A 20,814-nucleotide genomic window follows, 5' to 3' on the forward strand; every position below is an offset into this window, starting at 1 on the left:
ATATATGTTTTCAGAAAAGGACATTGAACAAATATATAACAAAGGCATTACTTTAGACCATGTTAATGCCCAAATTGACCGTTTAAAAAATGGAATGACGCATTCTAAACTGCTTGCTGCGGCAACAATTGGCAGAGGAATACACGCTTACAAAGGTAACGAAATCGATAGCCTTGTACAGTTATATGAAGACCAAAAAGAGCAAAATGATATTTTAAAATTTGTACCAGCTTCTGGAGCGGCTACAAGAATGTTCAAGTTTTTGTTTCAGTTTTTAAATCGATTTAACGCGTCAAAAGACAATATAAAAAAGTATGTTGAAAAGTATGGTGATGATTTAATAGAAACATTTGTCTCAAATCTTAAAGAGTTTCCGTTTTACGATGAGGTTCGTACCAACATAAATGAACACATTCCAAATTTTGAAAGTTTAAGTCTTGAAGAGCAATACTATCAATTTGTGAAAACAATGCTAGATGAAAATGGTTTGAATTATAGTTTCTTTCCCAAAGGGTTGTTGCCATTTCATAAGTATGAAAACCAATGTATAACTGCATTTGAGGAGCATTTGTTTGAGTCTACTTTGTATGCATCATCAAAAGGAAATGCAAACTTGCATTTTACGGTTTCTGAAAAACATCACAGCTATTTTTTGAAAGAACTTGAAAAAGTAAAAGCAGATTTAGAAAAAGAAGGTGACATTAATTTCAACGTTTCTTTTTCATACCAAAAAGAGGCTACTGAAACATTGGCCTTAACAAAAGATGATGAGGTGTTTAGAAACGATGACGGGTCTATTTTGTTTAGACCAGGCGGACATGGAGCCCTTTTAGAGAATTTAAATGATTTGGATAGCGATATTTTTTTTATAAAAAACATCGATAATATTGTTGTGAAAGCAAAGAATGAACAAGACTCCAAGTACAAGAAATTACTGGCTGGAGTGTTATTGAAAATGCAAAACCAAGTATTTGAGTATTTAAATCAGCTGGATAATGGAAATGTAGACGAGGCAGACATTACCGCTATGGCCTATTTTTTAAGAAAGCAACTAAACGTCTATATTGATCCCGATTTTGGAAGTTTTAGTTTTGAAGAAAAAGTAAATTACCTAAGAAGTAAATTTGATCGTCCTATTCGCGTATGTGGTATGGTTAAGAATGAAGGAGAACCGGGTGGCGGTCCGTTTTGGGTTAAAGATGAAAACGGTGAAATATCACTTCAAATAGTAGAATTTGCTCAGATAGATTTTAGCAAAAAACAACAGCAATCCATTGTTTACAAAGCGTCTCACTTCAACCCGACGGATTTGGTTTGTGGTGTGAAAAACTATAAAGGTGAAAAGTTTAATTTAATGGATTATGTTGATCCTGAAGCGGCATTTATCACTAAGAAAACCCAAAACGGAGTAGATATACAAGCTTTAGAACTTCCTGGGCTATGGAATGGCAGTATGGCACATTGGAACTCCATTTTCGTTGAAGTACCCGTGGAAACTTTTAATCCTGTAAAAACTGTAAATGACTTATTAAAACCAGCTCACCAAGGTTAATGATGTTTGATGAAGAAGCCTTAATTAAAGAGTTAAACTTTAAAGCTATCAGGAGTTCTGGTAGTGGAGGTCAGCATGTAAATAAAGTGGCTTCAAAAGTTGAGCTTTTATTTGATGTAAAGGCATCTTTAGTGCTTGATGAAGCTCAAAAATTATTGCTTCAGGAAAACCTGCAATCACGATTGACGAAGGAGAGGCTGTTAATAATGCAATGTGGCGAATCTCGAAGTCAGCATAAAAATAAAGCCATAGTAATTCAACGTTTTTTGGAGCTTGTTAAATCCTCTTTGGTTGAAGAAAAAGAGCGTATCCCAACTAAAATTCCAAAAGTGGTAATAAGAAAGCGATTAAAGAACAAACGCTATCAATCTGAAAAAAAGGCAAATAGAAAGAAGCCTGATGTGGATTAAAAAATCCATGATTTAACATTTATAATTAAGAATTCGTTCTTACATTTGCATCGTTCTCAAAAAGGGGTGCTAACGAATTGATGATTGATGATGTTCGATTGAGGATTAACGAACTTACAGTTCAAGAATCTAACATCGTAATTCTAAAATCTAAAATTTCTACGGCTGAGATCATACCCATTGAACCTAGAACAGGTAATGCTGTTTAGGAAATTAAGATGCTGTTATGCTGAACTTGTTTCAGCATCTCATCTTTTAAAAACAATTTTATTAACTTAAAGAATAATTACCTCTTTTTATTCGATTATAAAACTCATAATCGATATGAAAAATTTATTCAAAAATTTGTCATTCCTGCGAAGGCAGGAATCTCATCAAAAAATCATTTTATTTTTATCTCTAAGTATTTTGTTTTTGAGCTCGGAAATTCATGCGCAAGACAATTTTAAAGTATTTGGAATTTTTAAAACAGAGAAAGGGGAGCCACTTCCAGGAGTAAGTGTTCTAGTGAAAGGTACAAGTACTAACACTGTAACTGATTTTAGTGGTAAGTATCAGCTAGAATTAGTTAAAGGACAATATACGTTGGTGTTTAGCTATATGGGACCATCAACAATTGAAAGATCTTTCTATTTAGACGCAGATTTAGAACTAAATGTGCAAATTGATAAAGAGCCTGAAAAACTAGACGAAGTTTTGGTAAAGGCAGTAAGGGTAGATGCAGATTCGCCTATTACTCACTCCAACGTGTCTAAAGAAGAATTGGCAAAACGAAATTTAGGGCAAGATATTCCTGTACTGCTCAACTATTTACCTTCAGTAGTTACTACTAGTGATGCTGGTGCAGGTATTGGTTACACTGGTATTCGTGTGAGAGGTGTAAGTGGCGCTTCAACCAATGTTACTATTAATGGAATACCCTACAACGATGCCGAAAGTTTAGGAACTTTTTGGGTGAATCTACAGGATTTTTCGTCTTCTGTTGAGAATTTACAAGTGCAACGTGGTGTTGGTAGTTCAACAAATGGTGCAGGTGCATTTGGAGCGAGCATTAATATTCTAACAGATGCAGTAAAAAGCGAAAGTTCAGGCGACACCTCACATAGTTTCGGTAGTTTTAATACTAGACGCCATAATGTAAAATTTAGTACGGGTTTATTAAATGACCATTTTGAATTGGCAGGACGTTTATCTCAAATAAAATCTGATGGTTATATCGATAGAGCGACTTCAGATTTAAAGAGTTACTTTGTGCAAGGAAGTTATATAAATAATGGTACTCTAATAAAGGCTATTGTATTTGGTGGTCATGAAATTACATACCAATCATGGTACGGTTTTAATCCTGTTGATGTTTCTGCGGTTGGTGCAAATCCGAATATTGATGAAAATAGAAGGTACAATATTAGTGGTATTCAGTTAGACGATGATGGTAATTTTGAAGGGTTTTACGAAAATCAAGTAGATAATTATAAGCAAGACCATTACCAACTACATTGGAACCAAAGATGGAATAATAATTGGTCTACCAACCTTGGTTTAAACTACACTTATGGGCGTGGTTTTTTTGAAGAATATGTAGATAATTATTATTACTCTAATGTGTTTTTTGCTGATGATGCTTCTTTTGATTTTATAGGTAAAGATCCTATTACGGTAAACGGTGAAACTATAAGTTCTCAAGACTATATAAGACGCCGATGGTTGGATAATGACTTTTATGTAATTAACGCAAACCTTAACTATAAAGATGAGAGAGTTAATCTTATAACTGGATTATCATATAGCGATTATAAAGGCGATCATTTTGGAGAATTAATTTGGGAGCAGTATGCTGTTGATAATAATTTTGGAGACCGCTATTACGATGGTGATGGTGAGAAGAAAGATTTTAGTGCGTTTGCAAAACTCACCTATCGTTTAAACGATAATTTAAGTTTATATGGCGATTTGCAATACCGTGGTATTAATTACCAAACTAGTGGTATTAACTCTGATTTAGATCTTTTTGAAATTGACAAAACCTATAATTTTTTCAACCCTAAACTTGGGTTAACCTATAATGTAGATGATAAGAGTAATGTGTATTTGTCTTATGCTAGAGCAAATAGAGAACCGAGTAGAGGAGATTTTGAAAACAATCCAGATATTAAACCCGAAGAGCTTAACGATTTTGAGTTAGGGTGGCGATACCAAAATAATAATATTGGTTTTAATGCCAATGCATATTACATGGCGTATAATGAGCAGCTTGTTGCTACAGGAGCTTTGGATAATTCTGGAGCACAAATAAGAGATAATACAGGAAAAAGTTATCGCTTAGGTTTAGAATTGGAAGCTAATTTAACCTTTGGAGATTTTATGTTTCAGCCTAATGCAACACTAAGTTCTAATAAAAACAGAGAAACGTTTTTCAAGAGAGATGGTGTGCTACAAAATTTAGGAGAGACCAATATAGCGTTTTCTCCAGATGTTGTTATTGGTAATGCTATAACATACAATGCAGCACCTAATTTAGCTATTGCTTTTTTAAGTAAATATGTTGGGGAACAATACATGGGTAATATCGATGCAGAAGGCTCTAAACTAGATAGCTATTTTGTAAACGATTTAAATATAGTATATGAGATTAAACCAAAAACTGTCTTTAAGTCTATTGTTTTAACCGGTTTAGTAAACAATATTTTTGGTGAAAAATACATCTCAAATGGATTCTTTTTTACGTTTGATGATGATTTTTCAAACCCTGGTACTGTAACCACAATTGAAGGTGCTGGGTTTTATCCACAGGCAACCACAAACTTTTTAGTGGGCGCAACTTTTAAGTTCTAAGAACTTACACTAGGAATTATAAAGCGTAGTCAGTTATTAAACTGGCTGCGCTTTTTTTGAATGTAGATTTTTGACTTTGCTAGAAAAATTGGCGAACTTTGTTCAGTGTCGGATGAAAGTCATCAAAACGCCCCATATTCGTAAAAGTTGTGCGGCAACACACAAGAAAAAATATATAATGTGAACCGAGTAATAAGAATATTAGTTGTAGCCATCCTATCAATTACAATTACCGCTTGTATAAGCCAAAAAAAGGCTGATGAATCTAGTGAAAAGCGGAAACCTAACATCATTTACATTTTGGCAGACGATTTAGGCTATGGTGATTTAGGCTTTACAGGTCAAGTAAGGTTTCCAACCCCTAATATTGATCAATTATCAAAGGATGGTATGTTTTTTACTCAGCATTATTCGGGCTCAACTGTTTGTGCGCCTTCTCGTTCTGCTTTAATGACGGGATTGCATACTGGCCATACATTCATTCGTGGGAATAGAGAGATTAAACCAGAAGGACAATATCCCTTAGACTCAGCAGCGGTAACGGTTGCTGAACTTTTACAATCTAAAGGCTATGTAACAGGAGCTTTTGGAAAGTGGGGCTTAGGTTATCCGTCTTCTGAAGGAGATCCGAATAATCAAGGGTTTGATGAGTTTTATGGATTTAACTGCCAAAGAATAGGCCATAACTATTATCCCTATCATTTGTGGCATAATCAAACCAAAGAGATATTAAAAGGTAATGAAGGAAGAAAAACAGATGCTTACGCTCCTTCCGTTATTCATGAGAAGGCCATTGCGTTTCTGGAAAAGAATAAAGACACTACTTTTTTTATGTATTATCCCTCGATTATTCCTCATGCAGAACTTGTTGCTCCAGAAGCATATATGACAAAATTTAGAGGGAAATTATTACCTGAGAAAGCCTACAAGGGTATAGATCATGGTGAAAAATACAAAAATGGAGGATATGGTTCGCAAAAAGAACCTTACACAGCGTTTGCAGCTATGGTTTACCTATTGGATAAGCAAGTAGGTGAGATTAGAGAAAAAATAGAAGAACTTGGAATAGCAGATCATACCTTGATAATATTTACTTCAGACAATGGCCCACATAAGGAGGGTGGAGCAGACCCAGATTATTTTAATAGCAATGCAGAACTAAGAGGTTATAAACGAGATTTATATGAAGGAGGAATACGGGTACCTATGATTGCATACTGGCCAAATACAATAAAAGCAAATTCTACCTCTAATCATATATCGGCTTTTTGGGATTTTTTACCTACAGCATGTGAAATTGCTGAAATTGATATACCGAAAAATACAGATGGTATATCGCTCTTACCTGAATTGTTGGGAGAAAAACAAGAAAACCACGATTACTTATATTGGGAATTTTTGGAAAGAGGAGGAAAACAAGCTGTAAGACTTGGGGATTGGAAAGGCATACGTTTGAATATGAGCAATAATATGGCAGCGCCAATTGAACTTTATAATTTAGCTTCTGACGTTGGTGAAAAAAATAATGTTGCTTCCGAAAACCCAAAAATCGTAAAGAAAATTTTCGATATTATGGAAAGGGAACACACCTATTCAAAAGAGTTTAGCTTTGGGTATGAAAAGAAGTAAGCATGGTGAGTTACGATAGTACAACAAAGTATAAATAATAATATTAGGTTTTTTGCTGGGTATTATCCGCAGGCCACAACTAAAATTTTAGAACCTTAATATTAGGGATTATAAAGCGTTGTAACGCCCAAAAAAATTAATTAAAAATTACTAGAATATTGCCGTTTAGTTCTGTACGGTAACGTCTTAGGGAGCATCTTAAATCGCCATTGTTAACCGGTAGACCGGTGAATAAATTGTATTCGTTTTTATCGTCGCAACTGGACACAGCGGTGAGTCCTTCAATGGTTAAAATAGAGCAGGCTTCGAGTATACGGTTTGGGTCTGCCGCATCAAAAGCAGCAAAACCGCTACCTGTATTGGTTACTATAACACCGCCATTTCCAATATCTGGAACATAGGTAGGGATGCTTGGAAATTGTAATTGACTGTATTGCGGGAAATTTAAATTAACTGACTCATTTACAGTAATATCTAGTAAAAACTGGCAGTTTTCGTCATTTACCGAATTGCTACTACAGGTACTAAACATCAGCAAACAGATAAGGGCAACGAGTATTCTCATAAAATCTTGAAAATTAGACCTCAATTTACGATAAAATTCAACCGCACTTAAATATTTTGTATATTTGCCGTACAATCTCGTGTAAGCGGGATTTTTTTATTAGAATCCCGTTTAGCTCGGGATTTTGTTAATTAAAACGATGAAGTTATGAGTAAAGTATCTTACTATACACCTGAGGGGCTAAAAAAATTACGAGACGAGTTGCAACAACTAAAAGATGTGGAACGTGTAAAGGCATCTAAGGCTATTGCTGAGGCACGAGATAAAGGCGATTTAAGTGAGAATGCTGAATATGATGCTGCTAAAGAGGCGCAAGGGATGCTTGAAATGCGTATTGCAAAATTGGAAGAAGCCTTGGCTGGAGCACGTGTTATTGACGAATCTCAATTGGACACTTCTAAGGCATTGGTGCTTTCTAAAGTGAAGATAAAAAACCAAACGAATGGTATGGAGATGACTTATACTTTAGTGGCAGATGGCGAAGCAGATTTAGCTTCGGGTAAAATTTCTGTAAATTCTCCTATCGGAAAGGGACTTTTAGGAAAATCTGTTGGTGAGGTTGCTGAAATTCAAGTGCCAAATGGCGTGATGAAGTTTGATGTAATTGAAATTTCTAGGTAAATATATATGGCTTCAATTTTCACCAAAATTGTAAACGGCGAAATTCCTTGCTATAAGGTAGCAGAAACAGATGACTATTTGGCGTTTTTGGATGTGAATCCTAATGTTGAAGGACACACGCTATGCATACCGAAAAAAGAAGTGGATAAGTTGTTCGATTTAGATGAAGACACTTATAATGGTTTGATGCGTTTTTCCCGAAAAGTGGCGCTTGCCATTGAAAAAACGATACCTTGTAATCGTGTTGGGCTCACTGTAATAGGTTTGGAAGTGCCGCATGCACATGTGCACTTAATTCCGTTACACTCCATGGACGACGCACGCTTTATTAAAAAAGTGAAAATGACACCAGAGGGTTTTCAAAAAACCGCTGCGGCTATTGCAGATAATTTTTAGTGCTACAGCTTTTCCAAATTAAATATGGCAAGGAATGCCAATGCAAAAGCAATAATCAATCCTACAATAAGTAATATCCAAAATATTTTTTTGAAGCTTTTTGATGCTGGTTTTGGTGCAAACGCCTTTTGGTGATATGCAAAAACACGCTCTATGTCATCTGTCCAACGTTCTGGGTAAATGATGCTATTACAGGTGTTGCAAAATATCTCCTGACTTACATGATTTGTTATAGATTTATAGAACGACGTTTCAACAAATTTTTGTTTAAAGGTGAGTTGTAAACCGTCTTTACTAAAACACTCAGGGCAGTGGTTTTTTAAACCTACTTTTTTCACGGGGATTAGCTCTTCAGTTGTCATTGGTTTGCACGTTTTAAACTGATTTGAATGGTAGTGCCTTTGCCTATGGTAGAATCGAGCACTCTAATTTTACCATTATGAAAATCCTCAACAATACGTTTGGTAAGGGATAGCCCCAAGCCCCAACCACGCTTTTTAGTGGTGTAACCTGGTTCAAAAATGGTATTGAAATTCTTTTTGGGGATGCCCTTACCAGTATCGGATACATTTATCTTTACATTGTTTTCTAATTGTAGAATCTCAACAGTAATTTTTCCTCTACCTTTCATGGCATCAATACCGTTTTTTACAAGATTTTCAATTGTCCATCCATAAAGTTGTTTGTTTATTTTTACTGGAATATTCTCTTTTGGCGCTATAATTTCAAAAGCTACCAAATCTGAGGAACGTCGCTTTAAATACTCGTAAGCTTGTTTGGTTTCTTCTACAATGTCGCTAGTAGCCAGAGTTGGTAAAGAACCAATTTTACTAAAACGTTCTGTAATGGTTTGCAGTCTGTCAATATCTTTTTCAATCTCTGTAATATACTCAGGATTTACATTTTCTGTTTTCAATAACTCAGTCCATCCAATTAAAGAAGATAACGGTGTACCAATTTGATGCGCAGTTTCCTTTGCCATACCAGACCATAATTTGTTCTGGCTCGCATTTTTGTTGCTCTTATAAAAAAAGTAGATGACGCTAGCAAAAAGGAAAATAATAAGTAATAAGGCTAAAGGATAGTATTTTAATTTATTTAATAAGGGCGAGTTACCGTAGTATATGGTTTGCAGTAACTTATTGTCGTACGTTACCTTTATGGGTTTGTATTCGTTCTCAAACTTTGAAATTAGTTTTTTGATATTTGTAGAATCTTTTACAATTTTCTCATCTATATTTTTAGTGTCATAACTTCCGTCTCTATACACAATAATCATAGGTGTAGTTTTGTTGCTCTGGAGTATTTCTATAGGAAGGTTACCTATATTTTCGTCAAGGTTACTGGTGGTAGTTGCTTCTTTAGAAGCGAAAGACCAGTTTTTCATCTTTACACGCTCCTCTTCCTTAAAATTCTGAAAAAATACATAGGTATTCCACAAAATCAAGGAAACGATAATAAAAGACAGCACTATCATTATCCACCGAAATGTGTTGGAATATTTGGTAAAAATCATTCAAAAATTATTTAACCAGTAATATAATGCAAATCTGTTAATATTATTGCCCAAGTTGTTAGTAAATCGGTTTTTAGATGAGTATGAGAATAGTTACATTTGTTCAAATTGAAAAAAACTGAATGGCATCATACGCTCCAAACAATTTATCAACCAGCAAATTACATGCATTTTTATTGAGTGCGGTGGCACCAAGGCCAATTGCATTTGCTAGTACAATTGATGCTAATGAAAATCCTAATCTATCGCCTTTTAGCTTCTTTAATGTGTTTAGTGCAAATCCACCAATTTTGATTTTTTCGCCAGCACGTCGGGTAAGAGATAATACAACAAAACATACGTTACAGAATGTTGAGGATACAAAAGAGGTGGTGATTAATGTGGTGAATTACGATTTGGTATATCAAATGTCTTTGGCAAGTACCGAGTATGCAGAAGATGTAAATGAGTTTGAAAAGGCGGGTTTAACCATGTTGAATTCAGATGAAGTTAAACCTTTTCGTGTTGCAGAATCTCCGGTTCAATTTGAGTGTAAAGTAAATGATGTTGTGAAATTAGGAACCGAAGGTGGAGCGGGTAATCTTGTGATATGCGAAGTGGTTAAATTTCATATAGATGATGAGTTTTTAAATGAAGATGAAACTATCAATCAAAAGAAATTAGATTTGGTAGCCCGAGCAGGAGGTAGTTTTTACAGTAGAGCAAACAAAGGTTTTTTTGAGATACCTAAGCCAATTTCGACGAAAGGTATTGGTGTTGATAATTTTCCAGACCATGTAAAAAACAGCATGATTTTAACGGGGAATAATTTAGGAATGTTAGGTAATGTACAAGCTTTACCTAGTGAGGAAGAAGTAGATAGTTTTATAAACGATATAGGGGAGCGTTATCCTCAAATAAAAGAAGCTAGCCACCGAGAAAAGCACAAATTGGCACGAAAGTATTTAAGTTTTGGAGATGTACAGAGTGCTTGGAAAATACTTTTGTCATAATATTGAATAATTAATAAGAATAGATAATAAATAATAGTTTAAATGGAAGTTCAAGGAAGAATTAAAATGATTGGAGACACCCAAACTTTTGGGAGTAACGGATTTAGAAAAAGAGAGGTAGTGGTAACTACAGAAGAGCAATATCCACAACATATATTAGTGGAGTTTGTGCAAGATAAAACCGATTTGCTAAACAATTACCAAGTTGGGCAACAAGTAAAGATTAACATTAATCTTCGTGGTAGAGAATGGGTAAACCCTCAAGGCGAAACCAAATACTTTAACTCCGTACAAGGGTGGAGAATTGAAGCATTACAACCTGCAGCTACTGGAGATAATGTGCCTCCTGTACCACCAGCTGATGCTTTTGAGCCTGCTGGAGATTTAAATGAAGACGATCATGATGATTTACCATTTTAAATAGGTAAAATTATTATGCCGAACTTGTTTTGGCATACCATAAAATAAACCTCAATGTTTTTAAAAAGCATTGAGGTTTATTATTTTTATGGAAAAATTGCAATTATCTTCAATCTGAAGATAAAAATTAAATGTAGTAGTGAAATTTTTAACTGAAGAACTTTGGTTTCCTGACGTAACCGAAGCCACCGAAGAAGGCATATTGGCCATAGGCGGAGATTTATCGGTTGCAAGACTGTTGTTGGCATATCGTTCTGGCATATTTCCTTGGTTTGAAAGCGACGAGCCTATTTTATGGTGGAGTCCAGATCCGCGTTTTGTATTGTTTCCTGAAAAGCTTAAGATTTCCAAAAGCATGCGACAAGTATTGCGTAATAAGGACTATACGGTTACTGTAAATAATGCTTTTGGAGATGTGATAAATGCGTGTGCTGAGGCGAAACGTAGTGGACAGCAAGGAACGTGGATTACCCAAAACATGATTATGGCCTTTACAGAGTTACATAACTTGGGCTATGCAACATCGGTTGAGGTTTGGAGTAACGACAACTTAGTTGGAGGACTCTATGGTATAGATTTAGGTAACGGTATATTTACAGGGGAAAGTATGTTCGCCAGAGAAAGCAATGCCAGTAAAGTTGGTTTTATTACGTTTATCCAGAACACTGATTATAAGTTGATAGACTGCCAGGTCTTTACAAATCATTTGTCCAGTTTAGGTGCAGAGGAGATGCCAAGGGATGAATTTTTAAGGTTTTTGAAGGGATAGTTTTTTTGATTTTGTAAAAAAATTCATCTAAATTTGTTAATATTAACAATTCATCAAACTAAACTTGAATGAAAAAATCACTTCTTTTAATAGCCATCGTTACATTTTGTAACATATCAACAGGTCAAAATTTTTCTGAATTAAGCAATTACGAGTTCAAAACGGTAGAAAGTTATAAAACAGAACAGGCAAAAGTTTTGAGTTGTGCAAATTATCTATTTAATAATCCAACGAATAAAGATGAGCTTAATAGGTTAACGTCCATTCAATATATCATGAAATGGATGGAAGGTACGCCAGATTACACTTTTGAAATAGGATCAAAGGCGATAGAGTTAACAAAAGGAAATACGGATTTATTGGGATTATACTTTGCTGCCATGTCTAAAGTTGTATTAGAAAATGAGGGAGATAAGCTAAGTAGTGAAGATATTTATAATCAAGCTGAACAGATTTTAGTGGACTACTGTTCTAAAAAGGAAAACAAAGTAAAGCCTTCAAAAAAGATTAAGAAAATAATAAAAAGTAAAAAAGAGTAGTTGAAGTAACTAAATCCTCAAAACTGCTGTAGTCAATACAAATAAATAATGCTTCGTTGCTAAATTAAAGGCTTCAGCTCTATGCTCAAGACCTATTTGTAACTTTAGTTTTTCGTAAACCTGCCATCCTATTTGAGATGATACCCTAATATCGGTTTCAGGTGGCTCAGTTTTACTAAAGCTCAATAAACCTTCTACTGCATTTACTAAATAAGCCTCACCTATATCTAGCTTTTCTCCATTTAAGGGGAAATCGACTGCAAATCTATAGCGCTGTCTGAAGATATTTTTAGTGTTTAAAAAGCGTTGCTCCGTTCTAAAACGGTGTCCATAACGCACACCCAATTTTTGTTTCGTGTAGTTAAATTGTTGTGTGAAACGGGTTTCATTATCTCCAGAACCAAACCAATGTCTATGGCGGTAATACACGCCAAAACTCAACTTATGATTGTAATTTAAACTAAACGTGGAAAAATGAAATATATCAACCTGCTGTTGTTGGTATTGTACAACATTGTCTTTGTATAAAAAACACCTGCTTCTGGCAGCAAAATTAATACTATAGTTTTTAGAAACTTTGTGGTTTACCGAAACTGCGGTTTCTCCCAAAGATTGCATGCTGCCTTGCGCATAAAGAAACGGACAAGCAAAAAGGCATAGTGTAAGAATGAGGGATTTAATACAACGCATGTTCGTAAGACGATGAGGTTACTTTTCTGTAAGCTTCAAATTTGCCATTTTTATCAAAAGTAAATTCTCTTAGTTCGTGTAGGTCATCAGTTTTTATTTCGGCTATTATTTCAAAATGAGTGTGTCTATCGTTTGGGTGTTCAACGATATGCTGTAAAAAAGCCTTATCAGAACGATTTGTGTAGTTAACGTATTGTTTTTGAATTTTCAACAGTCGTGTTTTTCTATAGTTGGCGTCAAAATACCCTGATATTTCAGAAAAGGTGCTTTTCGGAATGTACTTTTCTTTAATCACTATTTCAACGTCTTCTAACTTACCTTCAGTGTCAAATTCAACACTGTAATACAATTTTTTTATTTTGAATTTTGCTTCAAAACTTTGTTTTTCACCATCAGTCTCTCGATAAAACTTTAGATATTTTACCTTATGTGAAAAGCTATTAAAATAGTTTTGCGCGATTTTAGGAAATTCAGAAAGCGGAATACGTTCTTCCTTCTCATTCTTAGCTTGAGCAAAAGAGAGTGAAATCCAAAAAAAGAAAATAAAAACACTATACTTCATGGTATCTAAAACAATTCACCTCATGGTCATTTACCATACCGGTTGCTTGCATATGGGCATAAATAACTGTGGTGCCAACAAACTTAAAACCTCGTTTTTTTAAATCCTTGCTAATGGTGTCACTCAATGGTGTATTGGCTGGAGCTTTTTTATAGTCTTCAAAAGCATTTTTTATGGGTTTACCATCCACAAAACCCCAAATATAGTTGCTGAAATTGCCAAATTCTTCTTGAGTTTTCATAAAAGCTTGTGCATTAGTCACTGTTGCATTTATTTTTAATTTATTTCTGATGATACCGGCATCTTGTAACAAATCATCAATCTTATTCTGATTATACTTTGCTATTTTTTTATAGTTAAAATTATCAAAAGCCTTTCTAAAATTTTCGCGTTTGCGCAATACGGTTATCCAACTTAAACCTGCTTGAAAGGTCTCTAAAATTAGAAACTCAAATAAGGTATCATCATCATAAACAGGTAGACCCCATTCCTCATCATGATAGGCTTCGTAAAGTGGGTCGCCTATACACCAACCACATCTGTGTTTTTGAGTCATAAATAATGAATTTAAGGATTAAAGTTACTCTTTTTTAATGAATATTTCATGTTATTAGCTTTAGTGAAATAGTTAAAAAAAAGAGGCTAATAGTGCAACTTTTGTTACGCTTGGTTTATAGTAAAAGCCATTACTTTGTATCGTATTCCGTAAGGATGTAATACTAAATAAGACAAAGAACACAATAAATAAAAAAAAATGATACACCCCACAATTAAAGAGAGTTTAGATAGAAGTATGTCCTATGAGACCTACAGTAATTTAGTCAATACTTTAGCCGAAACTAACGGTACTACAGGGATAGAACAAACAGAAGCCTTGATTAATTATACAAAGCTTAATGCGCGACGAATGAAGCGTTGGGATAAAACTTTGAAAGTTACCGAAGAAGCAAAAGCTATGATTTCAGAATTCAATCAATCTGTTACCTGGTTGGTGATTACCGAAAGTTGGTGTGGCGATGCGGCACATGTTATTCCGGTTTTAAATAAATTGGCGCAACTAAATGCTAATATTGATTTAAAATTGGTACTTCGGGATGAAAACGTAGCGCTAATGGATATGTTTTTAACTAATGGCGGTAGAGCAATTGCTAAGTTAATTATGATTGATAATGAAACAGGTGAGGTTTTGGATACTTTTGGACCAAGACCAAGTGAAGCAACAGCTCTGGTAAATAATTACAAAGCTGAACATGGTAAATTAACTCCTGAGTTTAAAGAGGATCTACAAGTTTGGTATAACAAAAATAAAGGGCAAAGTATTATTGAGGACATTGTAAAAATGCTTTGTAAGTTTCAGCCCGCAGCTTGTATATAAGGTTTAAAAGGTTTTTCAACTATTATAAAAGTAGCTCCGTTTTGGGCTACTTTTTTTGTTAAAGTACCCTTGTTTTTTTCAAACATGATAAAAGTCAGCAGATTACGCTACAATACAACTTAAATTTGTTATCTGAGTTTAAAAGCATTTATCATGAAACGTATTATTGAATCTGGTATTAAACGCAGTATGTCATATGATACATACCGCGATTTAGTTAAAGAACTAGCGCAAAAAAGCGCAACCACTGGCCATAATCAGTCAGAGGCACTGATAAATTACACAAAGTTGAATGATAGGCGAATGAAGCGTTGGGATAAGACTTTAAAGGTTTCAGCAGCGGCAAGAAAAAAACTCGAAAAATTCAACAGTAAAGTAACTTGGTTAGTAATTGCAGAAAGTTGGTGCGGTGATGCTGCTCATATTTTACCTGTATTGAATAAAATTGCTGAGATTAACCCCAACATTAATTATAGGGTAGTACTGCGCGATGAAAACCCACAACTGATGGATGCATTTTTAACCTTTGGGAAAAAAGCAATTCCGAAAGTAATTATTATTGATACTGCTACTGGTGAAGTATTAGATACCTATGGCCCGAGACCCAGTGAAGCTGCTGGTTACGTAAATAGATTTGTGGCCATGAACGGCGGACTCACAGAAAGCTTTAAGGAAGATTTGCAACATTGGTACAACGATAATAAAGGACAAAATGTGATTGACGATATTACTGAAATATTAAATCATTTACAGTCTTCTAGCGTTTACCTATAAAGTTAAAAGTGATTGAGCCTATTTGAGATGGCTTTGAGGCATCTTTACTAAATCTAGCATCCTTGGCGTATTGAAGTGCGTGTTCAATTAAGCATTCATTTGATGAGGTAGATGACGTGTTTGTATAAGCATCAATAACATCTCCTTCAGAATTTACAGTAATATTAACTACAATTTTACCACTTATTTCACAAAGATAAACAGGTATTGGAATGTAAATATCATCACGGTTTTTTAGCGAATAACTCACTGTGCTTTTTGTGTTGGCTCCTTCACCTTTTTGCTTTTTCAATACATCATTTACTTTACTAAAAGAGGATAAATCTTCATTTTTTAGTTTTGCAGGATTTGTGTTTTGATATTTAGATTTAAAACTCTCAATAACATCAGAATTATCCAAATTGCTCGAACGCGGTTCATAGTCTTCTGGGGGCGCAATAGTTTTGTAAGCCTGTGCAAAGTGTTTATTGTCTTTGGTTTCATTAAAGGCCTTGTTGGTTTCCGCTTTTGCGTTATTCTGATTTTCTAGTGCTTCAAGAAGCTTTAGGTCTTCCTCTGTAAGTTCTTGCTCTGGCTCTATTTCATAGTAGCTTTCAGCCATTCTTTCATTCTGTTTTTTCAAACTTAAGTTAAAAACAGATAGTACCACCGTGCCTGTAATAAGCAAGGTTAATAATAGGGCTTTATGTTGATTTGTTAGGTGCAAATCGATGTTTTAGCAATGTTTTTACAATTGAATATACGTAAAAATTTAGATTTTAGTCTTTTACACTATCAATGAAGGTATCAATAGATATGCCATTGTCAATAGAAAAATCACCTATCTTAGTGCGTCTTAAAGCCGAAAGGTGTGCCCCAGAGTTTAGTGCCTTTCCAAAGTCGTTTGCTAAGGAACGAATATAGGTGCCTTTACTGCAAACCACCCTAAAATCAACATTCAGGTCTGAAATTTTAGTAATTTCAAACTCAAGAACAGATACTTTTCGTGATTTGATATCCACTTTTTCACCAGCTCTCGCAAACTCATACAAACGTTTGCCGTCCTTCTTTATAGCCGAAAATACAGGTGGAAATTGTTCAATTTCACCAATGAATTGTTCGGTAGTTTTGTAAATTAAGGCTTCCGAAATATGATCTGTGGGATAGGTGTTGTCAATTTCAGTTTCTAGATCAAAAGAAGGTGTAGTACTGCCCAAAACAATAGTGCCTGTATATTCTTTAATTTGATTTTGGTATGTATTGATTTCCTTGGTTTTTTTTCCTGTACAAATCACTAACAATCCCGTTGCCAGAGGGTCTAAAGTGCCTGCATGACCAACCTTTATTTTTTTTATGCTGAAAGCTTGACGGATTTCCCAGCGCAATTTATTTACCACTTGAAAGGATGTCCAATGTAAAGGTTTGTCGATTAACAAAACTTGTCCAGAAAGAAAATCTTCAGCGGTCATCTTTAGTTTAATAAAGCAAAAGCAATAGCGATTAAACCAACAATAGCGCAATAAATAGCAAAGTAGGATAATTTACTTTTTTTAACTAACGCAATCATCCAAGTACAAGCAAAAAGGCCAGCAATGAATGCCGCTATAAAACCAATGGATAACGCAGTAAAGTTCTGGCTTTCGGTTGAAATATCCCCGCTTAAAATATCCTTAGCTATTTTCCCGAAAATTAATGGTACCACCATTAAAAACGAAAATCGAGCTGCTTTGGTCTTATCGTTTCCTAATAATACGGATGTAGAAATGGTCGCGCCTGAACGTGAAATTCCTGGAAGCATAGCAACGGCTTGCGAAATACCGATGACAAAGGCATTGGAAAAACTCACTTTTTTATTAGTGTCTTTAGCTTTGTCTGCAAAGAATAAAAGCAGAGCCGTAACAATTAACATGCAACCAACCAATAAAATGTTTCCACCAAATAAGGCTTCTAATTGCTCTTCAAAAAACAATCCTACAACTACCGCAGGCATCATGGATACAACGATTTTAGCTAAAAACTGCATGTCCTCGTTCCATTGAAATTTTAAAATGCCCTTGATGATTTCCAGAATATCCTTTCTGAAAACTACAATAGTGCTTAAAGCAGTGGCGAAATGAAGCACTACCGTGAATAGTAAGCTTTCTTCTGGTAAAGAATTATCGCCTAAAATGGCTTTTCCTAATTCTAAATGTCCGCTTGAAGACACTGGTAAAAATTCTGTAAGCCCTTGAATGATGCCTAATATGATAGCGTCAATTATATCCATGGCGCAAAAATATTAAAATAGTGATACAAATGAAGTTTTAGGCCTTAAACTTTAAGTAAATGAATTGTATTTTAGATGAATGAAAATTGTTGTTGCACCGGATAAATTTAAAAACTCGCTCACAGGAATGGCATTCTGCAACGCTGTGGAAGAGGGTATTCATCAGGTAAAACCTAATGTTGATATCGTAAAACTACCTTTAGCCGACGGTGGCGATGGCACTATTGAAATTATTAATTATTATTTGAAGGGTGAAATTATTGATGTTATAGTTAGAGATCCTTTTTTCAGGTCGATAAAAGCATCCTATTTATATGCTGTAACATCAAAAACTGCTTTTATTGAAATGGCTGAGGCTTCTGGTGTTAAACTCTTAAAACCTGAAGAGTTCGATTGTAAAAATGCCACAACTTTAGGTACAGGTGACATGATTGTTGATGCTATTGAAAAGGGTGCAAAACATATTATTTTGGGCATTGGTGGAAGTGCTACTAACGATTGTGGTATAGGTATGGCAACCGCTTTAGGTTATCTCTTTTTAGATGAAAACCACAGCGATTTGCGACCTATTGGGGCAAATTTAGAGCATATTAAAACCATTGACATATCAAACTTACACCCCAAACTAAAGGAAATTGATGTTAAAGTAGCTTGTGATGTTACAAATCCGCTGTATGGAGCAAATGGGTCAGCCTATGTATATGCTGCTCAAAAAGGAGCAACTTCGGAAGACATGAAACAATTGGACAATGGATTGCAACACATTTCCAAATTGATAGAAGCTGTTTTTAAAGTTGATCCACAGAAAGTAGTTGGTGCAGGTGCCGCTGGAGGAATGGGCATTGCATCTAAGGTGTTTTTAAATGGTACTTTAGAGCGTGGTATTGAACTGATAAAAGATTTGGCTCAATTTGATGCTAAAATTGAAAACGCTGATTGGATTATTACCGGTGAAGGAAAACTAGATGTCCAGACCATGTCTGGGAAAACCATTAATGGGGTGTTGTCTTCAGCAAATGAGAAATACATAAAAGTAGCTGCATTTTGTGGTGCTATTGATTTAGATACTGATGCCATAAAAGCATTAGGAATTCATTATGCTGATAAAGTAGATAATTATGCTGAAAACAAAGAAGATGCTATGGCTAACGGTTATGCTTATGTGAAAGAAATGGCTAAAAACTTTGCTAATAAAACTTTGATTTGAATCAGTTTTATCATTTCCGATAAGGAGAAATCCGTATCAAACAATATTGAACAAAGATGGGAGTGTCCTGTTATTGCAGGCTGAATTACTTCTTATCAGGATTCAATAAAATGGCATAAATCTGAATACCAAAGCCAATTAGCACTAACGTTGGTGCTAATCGGATACGTCTCCAAGAAAAGATTTCAGGATTAAAAACATTCGGGTCATCACTACCGCCACCGGCCATCAAAATAAAACCAAGTGCAATACATGCTAAACCGATAAACATAAACTTATAGTTTTTCTTACCAAATACAAATGTTGGTTTTGCCGCGTCTTTACGTTTTTTTTCTCCCATGGTTTAATAGAATTGATGCAAATTAAGTGATTTATTTAAGACGAAGTGTTAATTTGAGTTTAAAATTTCTTTTGCATTTCAGGTTCTACTTTGAAACCTAGGAGATTCTAATTATAGATATTTCATAGTATTCTTAGGAAAGCACGGTGTTCCCCTCCTTGGAAGGGTTAGGGGTAGGTTTTAGAGCAAGAGTGGCGCGTTAGGGATTGCAGAGGAAAGCCCACAGCCCGACGAAGGAGGTGCGAGGACTTGAAACGTAAAGCCCGACCCCGCTTTGCCCTGAGGTTCTCGAAGGGCATGCTGGGTAACGCCCAAAAGGTTTAAAAAAAATTGTATATTTTGTCTACAAGCAAAGATCCCGCTAAGAAGCGGGATTAGTTCAACTAACAATTTTGAGTGCGTCTTGTAGACTTCTCAAAATAGAGTTTTACTAATAATACAACTCATCCGTCTTCAAATTCAAGAAACGTTGTGTCGCAAAGTGCGTGCTTATCCAAGTAATCAAAATACCCAAAGCAAAAACTACTATAAACAGTAATACCATTAACACCGGATTGGCAAGAAGTTCTAATTCGGGGAAGGTTTTGTTGATGTAATACAGTACAATTGCCATTCCTATTAACGCTAAAATAGCACCAACAATGCCCAATCGAATACTTTTCCAAACAAAAGGGCGACGAATAAAACGTTTAGTAGCACCCACCATTTGCATAGTTTTTATCGTGAAACGTTTTGAATAAACGGCGAGCCTTAAGGAGCTATTAATTAGTAAAACGGCGATTAGCGTAAATAAACCACTAATGACTAACACCCAAAAACTGATTTTCTTTACATTGTCGTTCATTAGGTTTACCAAGTCGTTATCATAGGTAACTTCATCAACAAATTTTTTGTTTAGGGCTTCTGCGGAAATTTTCTCCAAATGCTCTGAGGTTACAAAATCTGCCTTTAGATGCACATCTATAGAATTTTGTAACGGGTTGTAGCCTACAAAATCCATAAAATCCTCACCTGTTTCAGCTTTCATAAAAGCGGCAGCATCTTCTTTAGAAACATATTCGGTGGATTTTACATAATCTGCCATAGCCAAACTCTTTTCAAGCTGTTTGCGCTCTACTTCCTTGGCATTATCTTTTAAGTAAATAGTTACGACGACTTGCTCCTTAAAATGGTCGGAAACTTTTTTGGCATTCAATACCAACATGCCCAATAAACCCAATAAAAATAACACCAAAGCGATACTTATAACTACTGAAACATAGGAGGAAACCAATCGGCGTTTTTGATGTTTTTCAAAAGATGAACTCATAGAGGAATTGGATTAATGCTGTAAAAATACTAAAGTAAAACAAATCGTTTTTAATAAGAACGCCTAAACTT

At 35.0% G+C, this 20,814-nt stretch carries 24 protein-coding genes; 13 read left to right on the forward strand and 11 right to left on the reverse strand.

Going from position 1 to position 20,814, the window contains the following annotated elements; genetic code table 11:
- The first annotated feature begins 4 nt into the window (after window positions 1–4).
- The 4 genes from EYD45_RS10015 (at window position 5) to EYD45_RS10030 (ending at window position 6,423) form a co-directional block, all read left to right on the forward strand.
- A complete protein-coding gene (locus EYD45_RS10015; RefSeq protein ID WP_130964405.1) occupies window positions 5–1,552 on the forward strand; it encodes a DUF4301 family protein in 1,548 nt (515 codons plus the stop codon).
- A complete protein-coding gene (gene arfB, locus EYD45_RS10020; protein ID WP_317127936.1) occupies window positions 1,552–1,962 on the forward strand; it encodes an alternative ribosome rescue aminoacyl-tRNA hydrolase ArfB in 411 nt (136 codons plus the stop codon). The genes EYD45_RS10015 and arfB overlap by 1 nt, the downstream gene beginning before the upstream one ends.
- 324 nt (window positions 1,963–2,286) lie before the next feature.
- Window positions 2,287–4,794, forward strand: a complete 2,508-nt coding sequence (locus EYD45_RS10025) for a TonB-dependent receptor (protein WP_130964406.1) — start codon at window positions 2,287–2,289, stop codon at window positions 4,792–4,794.
- 180 nt (window positions 4,795–4,974) lie between these two features.
- A complete protein-coding gene (locus EYD45_RS10030; RefSeq protein ID WP_233702609.1) occupies window positions 4,975–6,423 on the forward strand; it encodes an arylsulfatase in 1,449 nt (482 codons plus the stop codon).
- A gap of 136 nt (window positions 6,424–6,559) precedes the next feature.
- Here EYD45_RS10030 and EYD45_RS10035 read toward each other — a convergent pair whose 3' ends face one another.
- Window positions 6,560–6,988, reverse strand: coding sequence for a Rieske (2Fe-2S) protein (locus EYD45_RS10035; protein WP_130964407.1), 429 nt, complete (start codon window positions 6,986–6,988; stop codon window positions 6,560–6,562).
- 147 nt (window positions 6,989–7,135) lie between these two features.
- On the opposite strand from EYD45_RS10035, the gene greA reads away from it, so the two are divergent.
- Window positions 7,136–7,609, forward strand: coding sequence for a transcription elongation factor GreA (gene greA, locus EYD45_RS10040; protein ID WP_130937308.1), 474 nt, complete (start codon window positions 7,136–7,138; stop codon window positions 7,607–7,609).
- Between the two features lie 6 nt (window positions 7,610–7,615).
- Window positions 7,616–8,005: an HIT family protein gene (locus EYD45_RS10045; protein ID WP_130964408.1), complete on the forward strand. Its 390-nt coding sequence runs from the start codon at window positions 7,616–7,618 to the stop codon at window positions 8,003–8,005.
- A gap of 2 nt (window positions 8,006–8,007) precedes the next feature.
- On the opposite strand, the gene EYD45_RS10050 is transcribed toward EYD45_RS10045, so the two are convergent.
- On the reverse strand, window positions 8,008–8,367 hold the full coding sequence (locus EYD45_RS10050) for a hypothetical protein (RefSeq protein WP_130964409.1): 360 nt from the start codon (window positions 8,365–8,367) through the stop codon (window positions 8,008–8,010).
- The gene (locus EYD45_RS10055; RefSeq protein WP_130964410.1) at window positions 8,364–9,521 is read right to left on the reverse strand and encodes a sensor histidine kinase; all 1,158 of its coding nucleotides are present in this window, start codon (window positions 9,519–9,521) and stop codon (window positions 8,364–8,366) included. Before EYD45_RS10055 ends, EYD45_RS10050 begins: the two co-directional genes overlap by 4 nt.
- Window positions 9,522–9,643: 122 nt before the next feature.
- On the opposite strand from EYD45_RS10055, the gene EYD45_RS10060 reads away from it, so the two are divergent.
- The 4 genes from EYD45_RS10060 (at window position 9,644) to EYD45_RS10075 (ending at window position 12,241) form a co-directional block, all read left to right on the forward strand.
- Window positions 9,644–10,513: a flavin reductase family protein gene (locus EYD45_RS10060; RefSeq protein WP_130964411.1), complete on the forward strand. Its 870-nt coding sequence runs from the start codon at window positions 9,644–9,646 to the stop codon at window positions 10,511–10,513.
- Window positions 10,514–10,555: 42 nt separating this feature from the next.
- A complete protein-coding gene (locus EYD45_RS10065; RefSeq protein ID WP_130964412.1) occupies window positions 10,556–10,933 on the forward strand; it encodes a DUF3127 domain-containing protein in 378 nt (125 codons plus the stop codon).
- 139 nt (window positions 10,934–11,072) lie between these two features.
- Window positions 11,073–11,702 (forward strand): leucyl/phenylalanyl-tRNA--protein transferase, encoded by a 630-nt coding sequence (gene aat, locus EYD45_RS10070; RefSeq protein ID WP_130964413.1) that lies wholly within the window; start codon window positions 11,073–11,075, stop codon window positions 11,700–11,702.
- 68 nt (window positions 11,703–11,770) lie between these two features.
- Window positions 11,771–12,241 (forward strand): hypothetical protein, encoded by a 471-nt coding sequence (locus tag EYD45_RS10075; protein ID WP_130964414.1) that lies wholly within the window; start codon window positions 11,771–11,773, stop codon window positions 12,239–12,241.
- A 9-nt stretch (window positions 12,242–12,250) separates the two neighbouring features.
- On the opposite strand, the gene EYD45_RS10080 is transcribed toward EYD45_RS10075, so the two are convergent.
- Genes EYD45_RS10080 through EYD45_RS10090 form a run of 3 tightly spaced genes read right to left on the reverse strand, consistent with a single transcriptional unit; the run spans window position 12,251 to window position 14,049 of the window.
- Window positions 12,251–12,931: a DUF2490 domain-containing protein gene (locus tag EYD45_RS10080; RefSeq protein ID WP_130964415.1), complete on the reverse strand. Its 681-nt coding sequence runs from the start codon at window positions 12,929–12,931 to the stop codon at window positions 12,251–12,253.
- Window positions 12,918–13,493 carry a hypothetical protein gene (locus EYD45_RS10085; RefSeq protein WP_130964416.1) on the reverse strand — a complete coding sequence of 192 codons (576 nt, stop codon included), beginning with the start codon at window positions 13,491–13,493 and terminating at the stop codon, window positions 12,918–12,920. Before EYD45_RS10085 ends, EYD45_RS10080 begins: the two co-directional genes overlap by 14 nt.
- The gene (locus EYD45_RS10090) at window positions 13,483–14,049 is read right to left on the reverse strand and encodes a DNA-3-methyladenine glycosylase I (RefSeq protein WP_130964417.1); all 567 of its coding nucleotides are present in this window, start codon (window positions 14,047–14,049) and stop codon (window positions 13,483–13,485) included. Before EYD45_RS10090 ends, EYD45_RS10085 begins: the two co-directional genes overlap by 11 nt.
- Window positions 14,050–14,247: 198 nt before the next feature.
- Between EYD45_RS10090 and EYD45_RS10095 the strand changes: the two genes are divergently transcribed.
- Complete coding sequence (locus EYD45_RS10095) at window positions 14,248–14,868, forward strand: thioredoxin family protein (RefSeq protein WP_165453920.1); 621 nt, start codon at window positions 14,248–14,250, stop codon at window positions 14,866–14,868.
- Window positions 14,869–15,021: 153 nt separating this feature from the next.
- The gene (locus EYD45_RS10100; protein ID WP_130964418.1) at window positions 15,022–15,642 is read left to right on the forward strand and encodes a thioredoxin family protein; all 621 of its coding nucleotides are present in this window, start codon (window positions 15,022–15,024) and stop codon (window positions 15,640–15,642) included.
- Here the strand turns inward: EYD45_RS10100 and EYD45_RS10105 are convergent.
- The 3 genes from EYD45_RS10105 to EYD45_RS10115 all read right to left on the reverse strand — a co-directional run bounded on the left by EYD45_RS10105 (window position 15,626) and on the right by EYD45_RS10115 (window position 17,887).
- Window positions 15,626–16,243, reverse strand: a complete 618-nt coding sequence (locus tag EYD45_RS10105; protein WP_130964419.1) for a hypothetical protein — start codon at window positions 16,241–16,243, stop codon at window positions 15,626–15,628. The genes EYD45_RS10100 and EYD45_RS10105 overlap by 17 nt on opposite strands.
- A gap of 157 nt (window positions 16,244–16,400) precedes the next feature.
- The gene (truB, locus tag EYD45_RS10110; RefSeq protein ID WP_130964420.1) at window positions 16,401–17,090 is read right to left on the reverse strand and encodes a tRNA pseudouridine(55) synthase TruB; all 690 of its coding nucleotides are present in this window, start codon (window positions 17,088–17,090) and stop codon (window positions 16,401–16,403) included.
- Window positions 17,091–17,092: 2 nt separating this feature from the next.
- Complete coding sequence (locus EYD45_RS10115; RefSeq protein WP_130964421.1) at window positions 17,093–17,887, reverse strand: undecaprenyl-diphosphate phosphatase; 795 nt, start codon at window positions 17,885–17,887, stop codon at window positions 17,093–17,095.
- Window positions 17,888–17,966: 79 nt separating this feature from the next.
- Between EYD45_RS10115 and EYD45_RS10120 the strand changes: the two genes are divergently transcribed.
- A complete protein-coding gene (locus EYD45_RS10120; RefSeq protein ID WP_130964422.1) occupies window positions 17,967–19,094 on the forward strand; it encodes a glycerate kinase in 1,128 nt (375 codons plus the stop codon).
- Between the two features lie 85 nt (window positions 19,095–19,179).
- Here the strand turns inward: EYD45_RS10120 and EYD45_RS10125 are convergent, their stop codons facing one another.
- Both EYD45_RS10125 and EYD45_RS10130 read right to left on the reverse strand, forming a co-directional pair.
- The gene (locus EYD45_RS10125; protein ID WP_130964423.1) at window positions 19,180–19,434 is read right to left on the reverse strand and encodes a DUF3098 domain-containing protein; all 255 of its coding nucleotides are present in this window, start codon (window positions 19,432–19,434) and stop codon (window positions 19,180–19,182) included.
- A 430-nt stretch (window positions 19,435–19,864) separates the two neighbouring features.
- Window positions 19,865–20,743: a cell division protein FtsX gene (locus tag EYD45_RS10130; RefSeq protein WP_130964424.1), complete on the reverse strand. Its 879-nt coding sequence runs from the start codon at window positions 20,741–20,743 to the stop codon at window positions 19,865–19,867.
- Between the last annotated feature and the right edge of the window lie 71 nt (window positions 20,744–20,814).

Origin of the sequence: Hyunsoonleella flava (assembly GCF_004310325.1) — a bacterium.
GTDB lineage: Bacteria > Bacteroidota > Bacteroidia > Flavobacteriales > Flavobacteriaceae > Jejuia > Jejuia flava.